Here is a 15009-nt window from a genome sequence, read left to right on the forward strand (position 1 = left end):
GGCACAGCCCCGGGGCCCTGCCTGTGCGCGGCCCCGGCGGTTTCCCTGCCCCTGCCCTCCCCCATCCCTGAATTAGGAAGGCCGCCATGCCGCAGGTGGATCCCGAGTTGTTCGACCGTGGGCAGTTCCAGGCGGAACTGGCCCTCAAATCCAGCCCTATCGCTGCCTTCAAGAAGGCCATCCGCCAGGCCAACGAAGTACTCGACGCGCGCTTCCATGGTGGCCGCGACATTCGCCGGCTGATCGAGGACCGCGCCTGGGTCGTCGACCAGATCCTGCACCAGGCCTGGCAGCGCTTCCCCTGGAGCGAAGACGCGGATATCGCCCTGGTGGCGGTCGGCGGCTATGGTCGTGGCGAACTGCACCCACACTCGGACATCGACATCCTGATCCTGCTCGACAGCGAGGACCAGGAAGTCTTCCGCGAGCCCATCGAGGGCTTCCTCACCCTGCTCTGGGACATCGGCCTGGAAGTCGGCCAGAGCGTGCGCTCGGTGGCGCAGTGCGCCGAGGAAGCGCGCGCCGACCTGACGGTGGTCACCAATCTGATGGAATGCCGCACCATCTCCGGCCCCGACCACCTGCGCCAGCGCATGCTGGAAGCCACCAATACCCGCCAGATGTGGCCGAGCGGCCAGTTCTTCATGGCCAAGCGCAAGGAACAGATCCACCGCCACACCAAGTACAACGACACCGAATACAACCTCGAGCCCAACGTGAAGGGCTCGCCAGGCGGCCTGCGCGACATCCAGACCATCCTCTGGGTCGCCCGCCGGCATTTCGGCAGCCTCAACCTGCACGCCCTGGTGAAGGAAGGTTTCCTCGTCGAAAGCGAGTCCAGCATGCTCGCCTCCTGCCAGGAGTTCCTCTGGAAGGTCCGCTACGCGCTGCACATGCTCGCCGGACGCGCCGAAGACCGCCTGCTGTTCGACCACCAGCGCCGCATCGCCGGCCTGCTCGGTTACCAGGACAACGACGCCAAGCTGGCCGTCGAGCGCTTCATGCAGAAGTACTACCGCGTGGTGATGGCGGTTTCCGAGCTCAACGACCTGATCATGCAGCACTTCGAGGAAGTCATCCTGCGCGCCGGGGAAGGCGGCCAGATCGCGCCGCTGAACAGCCGCTTCCAGGTGCGCGAAGGCTATCTCGAGGTCACCCACCCGAACGTCTTCAAGCGCACCCCCTTCGCCCTCCTGGAGATCTTCGTGCTGCTGGCCCAGCACCCGGAGATCAAGGGCGTACGCGCCGACACCATCCGTCTGCTGCGCGACAGCCGGCACCTGATCGACGACGACTTCCGCCACGACATCCGCAACACCAGCCTGTTCATCGAGCTGTTCAAGTGCAAGGAAGGCATCCACCGCAACCTGCGGCGGATGAACCGGTACGGCATCCTCGGCCGCTACCTGCCGGAGTTCGGCCTGATCATCGGGCAGATGCAGCACGACCTGTTCCACATCTATACGGTCGACGCGCACACCCTCAACCTGATCAAGCACCTGCGCAAACTGCAGCGTCCGGACATGGCGGAGAAATACCCGCTGGCCGCGAAGGTCATGGAACGCCTGCCCAAGCCCGAGCTGATCTACCTCGCCGGCCTCTATCACGACATCGCCAAGGGCCGCGGCGGCGATCACTCCGAACTGGGCGCGGTGGATGCCGAGCAGTTCTGCCAGCGCCACCACTTGCCGCACTGGGACACCCAGCTTGTCAGTTGGCTGGTGCAGAACCACCTGGTGATGTCCACCACTGCGCAGCGCAAGGACCTCTCCGACCCGCAGGTGATCTTCGACTTCGCCCAACTGGTCGGCGACCAGACCCGCCTGGACTACCTCTACGTGCTCACCGTGGCCGACATCAACGCGACCAACCCGAGCCTGTGGAACTCCTGGCGCGCCAGCCTGCTGCGCCAGCTCTATACCGAGACCAAGCGCGCCCTGCATCGCGGCCTGGAGAATCCGCTGGACCGCGAGGAGCAGATCCTGCAGACGCAGAACGCGGCGATCGACATCCTCGTCCGCGAAGGCATCGACCAGGACGACGCCGAGCAGCTCTGGAGCCAGCTCGGTGACGATTACTTCCTGCGCCACAGCGCCGCCGACGTGGCCTGGCACACCGAAGCCATCCTCCAGCACCCGGACGACGGCACCCCGCTGGTGCTGATCAAGGAAACCGCGCAGCGCGAATTCGAAGGCGGCACGCAGATCTTCATCTACGCCGCCGACCAGCACGACTTCTTCGCCGTGACGGTGGCCGCGATGGACCAGCTCAACCTGAACATTCAGGACGCTCGGATCATCACCTCCACCAGCCAGTTCACCCTCGACACCTACATAGTGCTCGACGCCGATGGCGGCTCGATCGGCGACAATCCCCAGCGGATCGCCGAAATCCGCCAAGGCCTGGTGGACGCACTGAAGAACCCGGACGACTACCCGACCATCATCCAGCGCCGCGTGCCGCGCCAGCTCAAGCACTTCGCCTTCGCCCCGGTGGTAACCATCTCTACCGACGCAGCGCGCCATGTCAGCGTGCTCGAGGTCATAGCCCCTGACCGCCCGGGCCTGCTGGCGCGCCTCGGCGGGCTGTTCCTCGACTTCGACCTGTCGGTGCAGAACGCCAAGATCGTCACCCTCGGCGAGCGCGTGGAAGACGTGTTCTTCGTCACCGATGCACACAACCAGCCGCTGTCCGACCCCGAGCTATGCAAGCGCATCCAGAGCGCCGTGATCGAAACCCTTTCGGAAGCCAACGGACAGGACACCATGCCCGTCCGCATCAGTATCTAGAACGAGCCTTGCCCACATGAACCCTGCCCTCGACCTGCTCCAGCCCTACCCCTTCGAGAAGCTCCGCGCGCTGCTCGCCGGCGCCCAGCCGCCGGCCGAACTACGCCACATCGCGCTGTCCATCGGCGAGCCCAAGCACCGCTCGCCGGAGTTCGTCGCCAAGGCCCTGGCCGACAACCTCGACCAGATGGCGGTCTACCCGACCACCCTGGGCATTGCGGCCCTGCGCGAAGCCATCGCCGCCTGGTGCGAGCGCCGCTTCGGCGTCCCGGCCGGCTGGCTGGATGCCGCGCGCCACGTGCTGCCGGTGAACGGCACCCGCGAGGCGCTGTTCGCCTTCACCCAGACCGTGGTGGATCGCAGCAAGAACGGCCTGGTGGTCAGCCCGAACCCGTTCTACCAAATCTACGAAGGCGCAGCCCTGCTCGCCGGCGCGCAGCCGCACTACCTGCCGTGCCTGGAAGAGAACGGCTTCAACCCGGACTTCGATGCGGTATCGGCCGACGTCTGGCAACGCTGCCAGATCCTCTTCCTCTGCTCGCCGGGCAACCCCACCGGCGCGCTGGTGCCGCTGGAAACCCTGAAGAAACTGATCGCCCTGGCCGACGAGCACGACTTCGTGATCGCCGCCGACGAGTGCTACAGCGAGCTGTACTTCGACGAACAAAGCCCGCCGCCCGGCCTGCTCAGCGCCTGTGTCGAACTGGGCCGCAGCGACTTCAAGCGCTGCGTGGTGTTCCACAGCCTGTCCAAGCGCTCGAACCTGCCGGGCCTGCGTTCCGGCTTCGTCGCCGGTGACGCCGAGGTGCTGAAAAAATTCCTGCTGTACCGCACCTACCACGGCTGCGCGATGCCGGTGCAGACCCAGCTGGCCAGCGTCGCCGCCTGGAACGACGAAGCCCACGTGCGCGCCAACCGCGACCTGTACCGCGAGAAGTTCGACGCCGTGCTGGACATCCTCCAGGGCGTGCTCGACGTCACCCGCCCGGACGGCAGCTTCTACCTGTGGGCCAAGACGCCCATCGCCGACACCGAGTTCTGCCGCGGCCTGTTCGACCAGCAGCACGTCACCGTGGTGCCGGGCTCCTACCTGTCGCGCGAAGTGAACGGCGAGAACCCCGGCGCCAACCGCATCCGCATGGCGCTGGTGGCCCCGCTTGCCGAGTGCGTCGAGGCCGCCGAGCGGATCAAGCGTTTCGTCCAGGGTCTCTGATCCGCGCCGCATCTACGGCGTCATTCGCGAGCAAGCTCGCGCCTACAGGGCACTTCGGCGCCCGCTTTTCGTAGGAGCGAGCCTGCTCGCGAACCGGCCTACACCCAGCGCCCCGCCTTGCTGGTCAGCCAGGCCTCCTGGGAATCCATCTCGCCCAGCACCAGGCGCATGGTCTCGTCGTCGACCAGGTTCTCCCGGCGCAGGTGATAGAGCTCCAGGCGCTGGGCGCGCAGGGCCTTGATGCGCAGCGCCTGATCGGCCACTTCGAGGCTACGGGCCCGTTGCCGCGCTTCGGCGCTGTCGGCGGCCGGGTCCAACTGCTGACGGTACTCGGCCATCAGCCGCGCCTTCAGCTCGGCGAGGCGTGCCGCCTCCTCGGCGTCGACGCCCTCCCCAGCCGGTAACTCTTCCTTCTCCAGCATGTGGATGGCGGCAACCGCCGTGCGCCGCCACACCGAGCGGAACTCGAGCTCCGCCTGGTCGTTGCTGCCCACCGGCAGGCCCTTGAGCAGGACCGGCAGCCCGGCAGTCGCGGCAAGCAGCGACACCAGGATCACGCCGGCGGCGATGAAGATCGTCAGGTCACGCTGCGGAAACGGCTCGCCATTGCCCAGCGCCAGCGGCAACGACAGCACGGCGGCCAGGGTCAGCGCACCGCGCACCCCGCTTAGCGCCGAGATGACCGACAGGCGCAGGATCGGCTCGCCCGGCCGGCCGCCCAGCTCCACGCCCCACCAGCGCTCGAAGCGCACAGCGAGTTTCCAGTAGCACCAGACCCAGACGAAACGCAGCAGCAGGAGCACGACGTAGACCGCCAGCACATACGTCAGCAGCTGCGAATAGCGCCACAGGTTGTCGTCCGCATGCAGGGTCACCGACTTGAGGATGTCCGGCAGTTGCAGGCCAAGCAGCAGGAAGACCACGCCATTGAAGGCGAACTCGAGCATCGACCAGACGCTGCGGTTGAGCACGCGGGTGTTGGTCTGTCGCGGCAGCAGGTCGGCCCAGCTCTGCATCATGCCCGCCGCCACCGCCGCCAGGATGCCCGACACGCCCACAGCCTCGGCGACCATGTATACGGCGAACGGCAACAACAGCATCAGCACCACATGGGTCGCCGGATCGTCCCAGCCGCGGCGGATCATCCAACCGCGGATACGCCCTAGCAGCCAGCTCAGCAGCAGGCCGCAGGCCAGCCCGCCGAAGGCCACGGCAAGGAAGGTCAGGCCGGCGTCGCGCAGGGAAAACACCCCGGTCAGGGTGGCGGCCAGGGCGAACTTGAACGCCACCAGGCCGGAGGCGTCGTTCATCAGCGCCTCGCCCTGCAGCACGTGCATGAGCTTGCGCGGCAGGCGGTTCTGCGCGATGGCGGAAACCGCCAGGGCGTCGGTGGGCGACAGCACCGCCGCAAGGGCGAAGGCTGCGGCCCAGGGAATTTCGGGAATCAGCAGGTGGATGAAGGCGCCGCCGCCAAGGACGGTGAACAGCACCAGGGCGAAGGCCAGCGAGAGGATCGGCCAGCGCATCTTCCAGAACTCGCCCTTGGGCATGCGCCAGCCGTCGGCGAACAGTAGCGGCGGGATGAACAGGAACATGAACAGTTCCGGGTCCAGCGCCAGGTGCAGGCCCAGGCTCGGCCAGGCCAGGGCGGCGCCGGTGACGATCTGGATCAGCGGCAGCGGTAGCGGCACCAGGTTCGCCAGCAGACGGGTGCCGCCTACCACCAGGAGCAGGATCAGCACGGTATGAACGGTTTGCATCGACGCTCTCCCGGACGTCAGGACGCGGCCCCCTATTGGAACATCCGCGACCGCCTTCGATCAGCCTCACGGCAGACAATAGACCCTTGCCTCGCCGGCAGTTGCCCGCATCTCCGCACGGCGCCCCGCAAAGCCACGGGAAATGGCATAATCCCGCGCTTGCGTAAGGAACGACGAGGAACCCCGCCGTGAGTCAGCGGACCATCTACGGAATCAAGGCCTGCGACACCATGAAGAAAGCCCGCACCTGGCTTGAAGAGCATGGCGTCGAATATGCCTTCCACGATTACAAGGCCACCGGCATCGACCGCGCGCACCTGCAACAATGGTGCAGCGAGCATGGTTGGCAGACGGTGCTCAATCGCGCCGGCACCACTTTCCGCAAGCTCGACGACGCGCAGAAGGCCGATCTCGACGAAGCCCGCGCCATCGAACTGATGCTCGCCCAGCCGTCGATGATCAAGCGCCCGGTGCTCGACCTGGGCGACCGCACCCTGGTCGGCTTCAAGCCCGACGCCTACGCCGCCGCGCTGGCCTGAGCCGCCTGCCATGAGCATCGCCTGGGCCCTGTTCCTCCCCGCCTGCTTCGCCCTGAATATGGCGCCGGGACCGAACAACCTGCTATCGCTGAACAACGCCGCGCGTTTTGGCCTCGCCCGCGCCAGCCTGGCTGGCCTCGGCCGCCTGCTGGCGTTCGCCGGCATGCTGACGCTGGCAGCCTCGGGCCTGGCCCTGGTGCTGCAGGCTTCGGCCTGGCTGTTCCTGGCAATCAAGCTGGTCGGCGCCGCCTACCTGCTCTGGCTTGCCGTGCAGCTGTGGCGCGCGCCGAGTGGCCACCTGGTCGCCGACAATGCCGGGCAGGCTAACGCCCCCCTGTGGCGCCTGGCTCGCCAGGAGTTCTGGGTGGCCGCAGGCAATCCCAAGGCGATCCTGATCTTCACCGCTTTCCTGCCGCAGTTCGTCGATCCGCGGCAGCCCGTGGGTGCGCAGTTCGCCCAACTCGGCACGGTCTTCCTGCTCCTGGAATGGCTGGCCATCGCCCTCTACGGGCTCGCCGGGGTCCGCCTCGGCAAGCTGCTCGCCGCCCCCCGCGCGCGGCGCCTGTTCAACCGTGGTTGCGCCGCGCTGCTGGGCAGCGCCGGACTGGGCCTGTTGCTCAGCCGCCGGCCGGCCTGACCGTTTTCTTTTCTCGAGGAATTGCACATGTCCCAATCCCTGTTCAGCCTGGCCTTCGGTGTCGGCACCCAGAACCGCCAGGGCGCCTGGCTGGAAGTCTTCTACGCGCAGCCGCTGCTCAACCCGAGCGCCGAACTGGTCGAGGCGATCAGCCCGCTGCTGGCCTACGCCGGCGGCAACCAGGCCATCGCCTTCTCCGCCCAGCAGGCCTACCAGCTGGCCGACGCCCTGAAAGGCGTCGACGCCGCCCAGTCCGCCCTGCTCAATCGCCTGGCAGAGAGCCAGAAGCCGCTGGTCGCCACGGTGCTGGCCGAAGACGCCGCGCCGACCTCCACCCCCGAGGCCTACCTCAAGCTGCACCTTCTCTCGCACCGCCTGGTGAAGCCGCACGGCGTGAACCTGTCGGGCATCTTCCCGCTGCTGCCGAACGTGGCCTGGACCAACCATGGCGCGGTCGACCTGGCCGAACTGGCCGAGCTGCAACTGGAAGCCCGCCTGAAGGGCAAGCTGCTGGAAGTCTTCTCGGTGGACAAGTTCCCGAAAATGACCGACTACGTGGTCCCGGCCGGCGTGCGCATCGCCGACGCCGCCCGCGTGCGCCTGGGCGCCTACATCGGTGAAGGCACCACCGTGATGCACGAAGGCTTCGTCAACTTCAACGCCGGCACCCAAGGCCCGGGCATGATCGAAGGCCGCGTCTCCGCTGGCGTGTTCGTCGGCAAGGGTTCGGACCTGGGCGGCGGCTGCTCGACCATGGGCACCCTGTCCGGCGGCGGCAACATCGTCATCAGCGTCGGCGAAGGCTGCCTGATCGGCGCCAACGCCGGCATCGGCATCCCGCTGGGCGACCGCAACATCGTCGAAGCCGGCCTGTACGTCACCGCCGGCACCAAGGTCGCCCTGCTCGACGACCAGAACAACCTGGTGAAAGTGGTCAAGGGCCGCGACCTGGCCGGCCAGCCGGACCTGCTGTTCCGCCGCAACTCGCAAACCGGCGCGGTCGAGTGCAAGACCAACAAGACCGCCATCGAGCTGAACGAAGCGCTGCACGCGCACAACTGATCCGCCGGCCCGCATCGCGGGCAGCGGTTCTAAGCTAGAAAGCGGGGGCTGCGGCCCCCGTTTTCCATTGCCGCGAAAGAACACGCCATGTCCATCCAATCGCCCTGGCGCTCCGCCTTCCCCGCCCTGGCGGCCCTCGAGGCCGAAGGGCAGACCTACCTCGACAGCGCCGCCACTGCGCAGAAGCCGCAGGCACTGCTCGACGCCCTGGCCGGCTACTACGCCAGCGGCGCGGCCAACGTGCACCGCGCCCAGCACCTGCCGGGCGAGCGCGCCACCCGCGCCTTCGAGGGCACCCGCTCGCGCCTGGCGCAATGGCTGGACGGCGGCTCGCCGGAACAGGTGGTCTTCACCCACGGCGCCACCGAGGCGTTGAACCTGCTTGCGTACGGCCTGGAGCATTTGATCGCGGCGAACGATGAAATCGCCATCAGCGCCCTGGAGCACCACGCCAACCTGTTGCCCTGGCAGCAGCTGGCGCTGCGCCGCGGAGCGAAGCTGGTAGTCCTGCCGCTGGATGACCTCGGGGTGATCGACCTGGAAGCCGCATCCCGGCTGATCGGCCCGCGCACCCGCATCCTGGCGGTGAGCCAACTGTCGAACGTGCTCGGTACCTGGCAGCCGCTGCCGGAGCTGCTGGCCATGGCCCACGCGCAAGGTGCGCTCAGCGTGGTCGACGGCGCCCAGGGCGTGGTCCACGGCCGCCATCAACTGAGCCATCTGGGCTGCGATTTCTACGTGTTCTCCAGCCACAAGCTGTACGGCCCGGAAGGCCTGGGCGTGCTCTGGGGCCGCGCCGAAGCACTGGCCGAACTGCGCCACTGGCAGTTCGGCGGCGAGATGGTGCAGAACGCCGACTATCAACAAGCGCACTTCCGCCCCGCCCCGCTCGGCTTCGAAGCCGGCACGCCGGCGATTGGCGCGGTGATCGGCCTGGGCGCCAGCCTCGACTGGCTGGCCAGCCTGGACGCCAGCGAAGTCGCCGCCCACGAGGCCGTCCTGCACGCCCAACTGCTCGCCGGGCTGCGCGCCCGCGACGGCGTGCAACTGCTGGGCGAGCCGCAGGTGGCGCTGGCGAGCTTCACCGTGCGCGACGTACACAGCGCCGATCTCTCGCATCTGCTGAGCGAACAGGGTGTGGCCGTACGCGCCGGCCATCACTGCGCGATGCCGCTGCTCAAGCGCCTCGGCCTGCCCGGAGCGATCCGCGTCTCCCTCGGCCTGTACAGCGACGGCAGCGACCTGGAGCGCTTCTTCAGCGCCCTCGACAATGCCCTGGAACTGCTGCGATGAGCCTTCCGCAAGCCGCACAGCAAGCGCTGGACGCCTTCGCCGGGCAAGGTTCGTGGGAACAGCGCGCACGCCTGTTGATGCAGTGGGGCGACAAGCTGGAGCCGCTGGGCGAGCAAGAACGCAGCGAAGCGAACCGCGTGCAGGGCTGCGAAAGCCAGGTCTGGCTGGTGGCGGAACAACGCGACGGCGCCTGGCACTTCCGCGCGAGCAGCGATGCGCGCTTGCTGCGTGGCCTGTTGGCCCTTCTATTGATTCGCGTGCAGGGACTGCCCGGCGAGGAACTGGCGCAGCTGGATCTGGCGCAGTGGTTCAACGACCTCGGCCTTGGCCGGCAACTTTCGCCGTCCCGCAGCAATGGGTTGAATGCCGTGCTGAAGCGCATGCAAGAGCTGATCAACGCGTAGGGCGTATAACCCTCCGGGTTATACGCCGCCTGACCTTGGCCCTGTACCACTCCGACCTCAGCCTCGAAGCGCCCGCAAGCTGCGCCCAGTTCGATCACGGTGCCGACGATGAGCGCGGTGTATCGGCGTATAACCGCGAACGGTTATACGCCCTACCGTCAATCCCCAGCCGCACCGCGCTCCGATGGCCGACGCGCCCCGGCTACCAACTTATCCACAGCGCGCGCCGCCGCGGCCATGCCGAAGGTGGCGGTGACCATCATCACCGCGCCGAAACCGCCGGCGCAGTCGAGCTTCACGCCTTCACCCGCGAAGCTCTTGGTCTGGCAAACGCTGCCGTCGGGCTTGGGATAGCGCAGCTGCTCGGTGGAGAACACGCAAGGCACGCTGTAGTGGCGGCCCGGCGTGCGCGAGAAGTTGTAGTCGCGACGCAACGTCGAACGGACCTTGGCGGCCAGCGGATCGTTGAAGGTCTTGTTCAGGTCGGCGATCTGGATCTGCGTCGGGTCGACCTGGCCGCCGGCGCCGCCGGTGGTCACCACCTGGATCTTGCGTCGCTTGCACCAGGCGATCAGCGCGGCCTTGGCGGCCACGCTGTCGATGCAGTCGATGACGAAGTCCAGCTCGGGGGTGATGTACTCGGCCATGGTCTCGCGGGTGACGAAGTCCGCCACCGCATGCACCTTGCACTGCGGGTTGATGGCGCGGATGCGTTCGGCCATCACCTCTACCTTGGGCTTGCCCACGGAACCGTCCAGTGCATGCACCTGGCGGTTGGTGTTGGTCACGCAGACGTCATCCAGGTCGAACAGCGAGATCTCGCCGACACCGCTGCGCGCCAGCGCCTCGGCCGCCCAGGAGCCGACACCGCCGATGCCGACCACCGCCACATGGGCGGCGGCCAGGCGCTCGAGCCCCTGGGTGCCATACAGGCGGGCGATACCGCCGAATCGCTCTTGGTCCACTAGCATCTGCAAGCCTCCGGAAAAACGCCGCGCATTCTATAGGAAGCCGGGCGACTTGCCGCAGCACCTGGCGGGCGAACGGCACCGCGCGGAGCTTCGCGCCCATCCGCACATTCTATGCCCGGCGCAGGCGCCGCGAGCCGTCGGGCGAGTGCTATACACTCGCTGGGGCGGCGAGTAGGATGCGCGCCGACCCGATCCCCCTCTGGAAGCCGATCGCTCTATGTCTTCACGCAAACTCGGACTCAACCTGGTCGTACTGGTCGCCCTCGCCGCGCTCTTCACCGGCGCCTGGGCGCTGTACAACCGTCCGGTGAGCGCCCCGGACTGGCCGGAAACCATCTCCGGCTTCTCCTTCTCGCCGTTCCGCCTGGACCAGAGCCCGCAGAGCGGCAACTTCCCGACGGACGACCAGATCCGCTCGGACCTGGAGCTGATCTCCAAGCAGACCGACAACATCCGCACCTACTCGACCAAGGGCACCCTGGCCGACATCCCCTTCCTCGCCGAGGAATACGGCATGCGCGTCAGCCTGGGCATCTGGATCGGCCCGGACGAGGCGGAGAACGAGGCAGAGATCGCCCGTGGCATCGAGATCGCCAACCGCGCGCGCAGCGTGGTGCGGGTGATCGTCGGCAACGAGGCGCTGTTCCGCCGCGAAGTCACCCGCCAGCAACTGATCGGCTACCTCGACCGGGTCCGCGCCGCAGTGAAGGTGCCCGTCACCACCGCCGAACAGTGGCACATCTATAAGAAGTACCCGGAGCTGGCCAAGCACGTCGACCTGATCGCCGCGCACGTACTGCCCTACTGGGAGTTCGTGCCGATGGAAGACTCGGTGCAGTTCGTCCTCGACCGCGCCCGCGAGCTGCGCGCCGAATTCCCGAAGAAGCCGCTGCTGCTCGGTGAAGTCGGCTGGCCCAGCAACGGCCGCATGCGCGGCGGCGCTACCGCCACCCAGTCGGACCAGGCCATCTACCTGCGCGAGCTGACCAACGCGCTGAACAAGAAGGGCTACAGCTACTTCGTCGTCGAAGCCTTCGACCAGCCGTGGAAATACACCGACGAAGGCTCGGTCGGTGCCTACTGGGGCGTGTACAACGCCGAGCGCCAGCCGAAGTTCAACTTCACCGGCCCGGTGGTGGCGATTCCCAAATGGCGCACCCTGGCGATCGCCTCGGTGGTGCTCGCCCTGCTCACCTTCACCCTGCTGCTGATCGACGGCAGCGCCCTGCGCCAGCGCGGGCGGACCTTCCTCGCCGTGGTCTCGTTCGCCTGCGCCTCGATCCTGGTGTGGATCGGCTACGACTACAGCCAGCAATACAGCACCTGGTTCAGCATCACCGTCGGCATCCTGCTCGGCATCGGCGCCCTCGGCGTGGTGATAGTGCTGTTCACCGAGGCCCACGAGCTGGCCGAGGCGGTGTGGACTCGCCGGCGCCGGCGCTTGTTCCTGCCAGTGACCGACGCCGACGCCTACCGGCCGAAGGTGTCGATCCACGTGCCCTGCTACAACGAGCCGCCGGAGATGTTGAAGGAAACCCTCAACGCACTGGCCAAGCTCGACTACCCGGACTTCGAGGTCCTGGTGATCGACAACAACACCAAGGACCCGGCGGTGTGGGAGCCGGTGCAGGCGCACTGCCAGTTGCTCGGCCCGCGCTTCCGCTTCTTCCACGTCGCGCCGCTGGCCGGCTTCAAGGGCGGCGCGCTGAACTACGCGCTGCAGTTCGTCGCGCCCGACGCCGAGGTGATCGCGGTGATCGACTCGGACTACTGCGTCGACCCGGACTGGCTCAAGCACATGGTCCCGCACTTCGCCGATCCGCAGATCGCCGTGGTGCAGTCGCCGCAGGACTACCGCGACCAGCACGAGAGCACCTTCAAGCGCCTCTGCTATGCGGAGTACAAGGGCTTCTTCCACATCGGCATGGTCACCCGCAACGACCGCGACGCGATCATCGAGCACGGCACCATGACCATGGTCCGCCGCCAGGTGCTGGACGAACTGAAGTGGGCCGAGTGGTGCATCACCGAGGACGCCGAGCTGGGCCTGCGCGTGTTCGAGCGCGGCCTCTCGGCGGCCTACTTCGAGCGCAGCTACGGCAAGGGCCTGATGCCCGACACCTTCATAGACTTCAAGAAGCAGCGCTTCCGCTGGGCCTATGGCGCCATCCAGATCATGAAGCGCCACACCGACGCCCTGCTGCGCGGCCGCAGCCCGGATGGCAGCAAGCTGACCGGCGGCCAGCGCTACCACTTCGTTGCCGGCTGGCTGCCGTGGATCGCCGACGGCATGAACATCTTCTTCACCATCGGCGCCCTGCTCTGGTCGGCGGCGATGATCATCGTGCCCAAGCGCGTCGACCCGCCGCTGCTGATCTTCGCGATCCTGCCGCTGACGCTGTTCGCCTTCAAGGTCGGCAAGATCCTCTTCCTCTACCGCCGCACGGTCGGGGTGAACCTGCGCGATGCGCTGTTCGCCGCGCTGGCCGGGCTGTCGCTGTCGCACACCATCGCCAAGGCGGTGCTGTACGGCTTCGTCACCAGCTCGATCCCGTTCTTCCGCACGCCGAAGATGCGCTCCAGCCACGGCCTGATGGTGGCCCTGGCGGAGGCCCGCGAAGAGGTCTTCGTGATGCTTCTGCTGTGGGGCGCGGCGCTGGGCATCGTGCTGGTGCAGGGCGTGGTCGATCCGGACCTGCTGTTCTGGGTGGTGATGCTGCTGGTGCAGTCGCTGCCATACCTGGCGGCGCTGGTCATGGCCCTGCTCTCCTCGCTGCCCAAGCCGCGCGAGGAAGAGGTCCTGACCGGCTCGGAGCAGGTCGGCTGAGGACAGGTTTCTGGGTCCCCGCGTTCGCGGGGATGACGTTGAAACGGTGCCCTGGAGCAGCTCGTCATTCCCGCGAACGCGGGAACCCAGTCAAGCGCGCGAACACCGCGCCACACCCCGTCGAACGCCGGCCCTGTGCCGGCGTTTTTGCTTTAAGATGTGCGCCTTTTTCCGTTGCACCCCCAGGAAACTCATTCCATGTCCCTGTCGCCGACCCTGGCCCTCGCCTGCGAGCTGATCCGCCGGCCCTCCGTCACCCCCGTCGATGCCGATTGCCAGCAACTGATGATGCAGCGCCTGGCCGCCTGCGGCTTCGAGCTGGAGCCGATGCGCATCGAGGATGTGGACAACTTCTGGGCCCGCCGCGCCGGCCGCGACAACGGCGAAGGCCCGGTGCTGTGCTTCGCCGGCCACACCGACGTGGTCCCCACCGGCCCGGAACAGGCGTGGCAGCACCAGCCGTTCGACGCCCTGATCGACGCCGACGGCATGCTCTGCGGCCGTGGCGCGGCGGACATGAAAGGCAGCCTGGCGTCGATGATCATCGCCACCGAGCGCTTCGTCGCCGACCATCCGAACCATCGCGGCAGCATCGCCTACCTGATCACCAGCGACGAGGAAGGCCCGGCCCATCACGGCACCAAGGCCGTGGTCGAGCGCCTGAAAGCGCGCAACGAGCGCCTGGACTGGTGCATCGTCGGCGAGCCGTCCAGCACCACCCTGGTCGGCGACGTGGTGAAGAACGGCCGCCGTGGCTCCCTCGGCGCCACCCTCACCGTGCGCGGCAAGCAGGGCCACGTGGCCTACCCGCACCTGGCGAAGAACCCGATTCACCTGGCCGCTCCGGCGCTGGCGGAACTCGCCGCCGAGCACTGGGACAACGGCAACGACTACTTCCCGCCGACCAGCTTCCAGATCTCCAACATCAATGGCGGCACTGGCGCGACCAACGTGATTCCGGGCGAGCTGAAGGTGATCTTCAACTTCCGCTTCTCCACCGAATCCACCGTGGAAGGCCTGCAGCAGCGCGTCGCCGCGATCCTCGACAAGCACGGCCTGGAATGGCACATCGACTGGGCGCTGTCCGGCCTGCCATTCCTCACCCAGCCGGGCGAACTGCTCGATGGCGTGGCCGCCGCGATCCGCGCCGTGACCGGCCGTGAAACCACCCCGTCGACCTCCGGCGGCACCTCCGACGGCCGCTTCATCGCCACCATGGGTACCCAGGTGGTCGAGCTCGGCCCGGTGAACGCCACCATCCACCAGGTCGACGAGCGCGTGCTGGCCAGCGACCTCGACCTGCTTACCGAAATCTATTACCAGACCCTGGTGCGACTGCTGGCATGACTAAACCGATCAAGGGCTTCTGCCTGGCTGCCACCCAACCCGACATCCCACCGCCGGCCCCGGCGCCGGAGCGTCGCTATGCACTGCGCACCTACCAGCTCGATGCCCGCCGGCGCAGCCTGCCGATGGTCCTGCTGAACCCGCTGGCGCAGAAGACGAAGGACTGA

General features: G+C 67.3%; 12 protein-coding genes. 10 read left to right on the top strand and 2 right to left on the bottom strand.

Translation table 11 applies throughout. The annotated features are described in order from the left end of the window. Positions 1–86 precede the first annotated feature (86 nt). Both ACA097_RS06490 and dapC read left to right on the top strand, forming a co-directional pair. Positions 87–2789, top strand: a complete 2703-nt coding sequence (locus ACA097_RS06490; RefSeq protein WP_371369209.1) for a [protein-PII] uridylyltransferase — start codon at positions 87–89, stop codon at positions 2787–2789. Between the two features lie 16 nt (positions 2790–2805). Continuing rightward, positions 2806–4002 (top strand): succinyldiaminopimelate transaminase, encoded by a 1197-nt coding sequence (dapC, locus tag ACA097_RS06495; RefSeq protein WP_371369211.1) that lies wholly within the window; start codon positions 2806–2808, stop codon positions 4000–4002. Between the two features lie 98 nt (positions 4003–4100). Here the strand turns inward: dapC and ACA097_RS06500 are convergent, their stop codons facing one another. Beyond that, entirely contained in the window at positions 4101–5762 is a 1662-nt protein-coding gene (locus ACA097_RS06500; protein ID WP_371369213.1) for a Na+/H+ antiporter, read from the bottom strand. 188 nt (positions 5763–5950) lie between these two features. On the opposite strand from ACA097_RS06500, the gene ACA097_RS06505 reads away from it, so the two are divergent. The 5 genes from ACA097_RS06505 to ACA097_RS06525 all read left to right on the top strand — a co-directional run bounded on the left by ACA097_RS06505 (position 5951) and on the right by ACA097_RS06525 (position 9697). Then, positions 5951–6301 carry an ArsC family reductase gene (locus ACA097_RS06505; protein WP_371369215.1) on the top strand — a complete coding sequence of 117 codons (351 nt, stop codon included), beginning with the start codon at positions 5951–5953 and terminating at the stop codon, positions 6299–6301. Positions 6302–6311: 10 nt separating this feature from the next. Further along, positions 6312–6938 (top strand): LysE family translocator, encoded by a 627-nt coding sequence (locus ACA097_RS06510; protein ID WP_371369217.1) that lies wholly within the window; start codon positions 6312–6314, stop codon positions 6936–6938. A gap of 27 nt (positions 6939–6965) precedes the next feature. Continuing rightward, complete coding sequence (gene dapD / locus ACA097_RS06515; RefSeq protein WP_371369219.1) at positions 6966–8000, top strand: 2,3,4,5-tetrahydropyridine-2,6-dicarboxylate N-succinyltransferase; 1035 nt, start codon at positions 6966–6968, stop codon at positions 7998–8000. An 87-nt stretch (positions 8001–8087) separates the two neighbouring features. Further along, positions 8088–9293: an aminotransferase class V-fold PLP-dependent enzyme gene (locus ACA097_RS06520; protein ID WP_371369221.1), complete on the top strand. Its 1206-nt coding sequence runs from the start codon at positions 8088–8090 to the stop codon at positions 9291–9293. Continuing rightward, entirely contained in the window at positions 9290–9697 is a 408-nt protein-coding gene (locus tag ACA097_RS06525) for a SufE family protein (protein ID WP_371369223.1), read from the top strand. Before ACA097_RS06520 ends, ACA097_RS06525 begins: the two co-directional genes overlap by 4 nt. A gap of 158 nt (positions 9698–9855) precedes the next feature. On the opposite strand, the gene tcdA is transcribed toward ACA097_RS06525, so the two are convergent. Next, positions 9856–10668, bottom strand: coding sequence for a tRNA cyclic N6-threonylcarbamoyladenosine(37) synthase TcdA (tcdA, locus tag ACA097_RS06530; RefSeq protein ID WP_371369225.1), 813 nt, complete (start codon positions 10666–10668; stop codon positions 9856–9858). A gap of 217 nt (positions 10669–10885) precedes the next feature. Between tcdA and ACA097_RS06535 the strand changes: the two genes are divergently transcribed. The 3 genes from ACA097_RS06535 to ACA097_RS06545 all read left to right on the top strand — a co-directional run bounded on the left by ACA097_RS06535 (position 10886) and on the right by ACA097_RS06545 (position 15009). After that, positions 10886–13495: a glycosyltransferase gene (locus ACA097_RS06535; protein ID WP_371369227.1), complete on the top strand. Its 2610-nt coding sequence runs from the start codon at positions 10886–10888 to the stop codon at positions 13493–13495. 198 nt (positions 13496–13693) lie between these two features. Then, positions 13694–14842 carry a succinyl-diaminopimelate desuccinylase gene (gene dapE, locus ACA097_RS06540; RefSeq protein ID WP_371369229.1) on the top strand — a complete coding sequence of 383 codons (1149 nt, stop codon included), beginning with the start codon at positions 13694–13696 and terminating at the stop codon, positions 14840–14842. Beyond that, complete coding sequence (locus ACA097_RS06545) at positions 14839–15009, top strand: hypothetical protein (RefSeq protein ID WP_167333358.1); 171 nt, start codon at positions 14839–14841, stop codon at positions 15007–15009. The genes dapE and ACA097_RS06545 overlap by 4 nt, the downstream gene beginning before the upstream one ends.

The sequence above is a fragment of the Pseudomonas sp. QL9 genome, assembly GCF_041409665.1.
Lineage (GTDB): Bacteria > Pseudomonadota > Gammaproteobacteria > Pseudomonadales > Pseudomonadaceae > Pseudomonas > Pseudomonas knackmussii.